Below are 1,919 nucleotides of genomic sequence, written 5' to 3'. Positions count from 1 at the left end.
GGCCGCGGCGGCCCGCGCTGCATGAGCATGCCCTTCTGGCGTGAGGACCTCTAAGGTCTTCTAGGACCCGTATAGGTCTTAATACATACATCTAGCTGACGTTAGATGTCTCCCATTGGGGCGGTGCGGGTTTTCGCGCCGCCCCAATCTTGTATGAGGAACGTCAACACGGTTGGATGACTGCTTTTGTAAGGAGCTTGGCCATGGACATTAAGACGATTGGCGTTGAGGAATGGCTCAACGTTTGGGAGAAGAGCGCCACGTGGGACATCGCCCAGTCGACGATCTCGTCGCTCACCATGGGCGAGCTGCGCGCGCTCGATGAGCAGGACGGTGCCACGTTCTACGAGCGCCTGGACCGCGAGAAGATGAACTACGGCTGGATCGAGGGCTCTCCGGAGTTTAAGGCCGAGGTTGCCAAGCTGTATCGTCGCGAGGTCAATCCCGATCACATTCTGCAGACCAATGGCTGCACGGGCGCTAACCTCAACGCCATCATGGCCGTGGTCGAGCCCGGCGACCATGTCATCGCCGAGTGGCCCACCTACGCGCCGCTCTACGAGATTCCGCGTACGCTCGGTGCCGAGGTCGAGTATTGGGAGCTTCGCGAGGAGCTTGGCTGGAAGCCCGATATCGAGGAGCTTAAACGCTTGGTGCGTCCCAATACCAAGCTCATCTGCATCAACAACGCATCGAACCCCATCGGTACGGTGCTCGATGCCGATATGCTCGGCCAGATTGCCGAGATCGCCCGTTCGGCTGGCGCCTATGTGCTGTGCGACGAGGTGTACCTGCCGCTTGAGAACACCAAGGCCTTTATGTCGATGGCCGACATGTACGAGAAGGCCATTGTCACCAACTCGGTGTCCAAGACCTATTCGACGCCTGCGGCCCGCGTGGGCTGGGTCGTGGCCGACGAAGAGGTGTCCAACCGCATCCGCACCTACCGCGACTACACCATGATCTGCGGCGGCGTGTTCAACGATGCCCTGGCGACATACGTGCTCGAGCACAAGGACAAGATTCTCGAGCGCAATCGCAAGATCGTGTTTGGCAACCGCGATATCGCGCAGGCTTGGATCGATACGCAGCATCGCGTTTCCTGGACGGCCCCGCAGGGAATATCCACCTCGTTTATCCAGCTGGATATTCCCGAGGATGACGAGGAATTCTGTAAGCGCCTGTTGGCCGAGAGGGGAGTGCTGCTGGTCCCCGGTAGCCGCTTTGAGCTTCCCTGCGGCGCACGCCTGGGCTACTGCGCGAGCGAAGACGTTCTTCGCGAGGGCCTGAGGCTTTTGGGCGAGGCACTGGCGGAGTTCGATCGCTAGGGTTCCGACGATCTTCGAGGGCCTTATCCAAATTGGCCGAAGATAATCGAAAACGAACCCGTTTCCCTAGGGGAAGCGGGTTCGTTTTTCTATACCGAGAAGTCAAGTTGTTACAAATGGGGCCGTAAAGCGAGCCGGTATCCGCTGGGCCTTATACTGAGCTTCCGGTGAACGGTATCAAGCGTCTGGTAAACGGTAATTTATTTATCAGAAATGAATAGGACAAACTTTTTTCTGAATAAAAATGAAAATGGTTGGGACGCGGCATGAATCGCTAATTCTATTCATAGCTATATTAGAAATATGCAATTTGAGGGTGGTTTAATAAAGTTAAGTTCCATTTGCTATTTGGATTGAAAACGCGTTTTAGCACGTAAATAAACTTTATTAAATCAAAGTGTGCCATGCGTGAAGTATATGTGTATGCCGTTCACCCCTCATATAAAACCGTTCGGGGGCGAGGTGGAAGTATGGACTGATTTTGGATATAAATATGTCGTCAGCAATAACGCCTCACACGGAGGGGCGCTAACGAATCGGCCCTGACAGGGGCCCGAAAGAAAGGTAGGAGGCCATGACGAAAGGTCTGCA

1 protein-coding gene is annotated in these 1,919 nt (G+C 55.0%); it reads left to right on the top strand.

Going from position 1 to position 1,919, the window contains the following annotated elements:
- Nucleotides 1–203: 203 nt before the first annotated feature.
- Nucleotides 204–1,328 carry an aminotransferase gene (locus DXD16_RS10115; protein WP_117655984.1) on the top strand — a complete coding sequence of 375 codons (1,125 nt, stop codon included), beginning with the start codon at nucleotides 204–206 and terminating at the stop codon, nucleotides 1,326–1,328.
- Nucleotides 1,329–1,919 lie beyond the last annotated feature (591 nt).

Origin of the sequence: Collinsella sp. TF11-5AC (genome assembly GCF_003436775.1) — a bacterium.
Lineage (GTDB): Bacteria > Actinomycetota > Coriobacteriia > Coriobacteriales > Coriobacteriaceae > Collinsella.
This window is presented reverse-complemented; position numbering and strand designations above follow the sequence as displayed.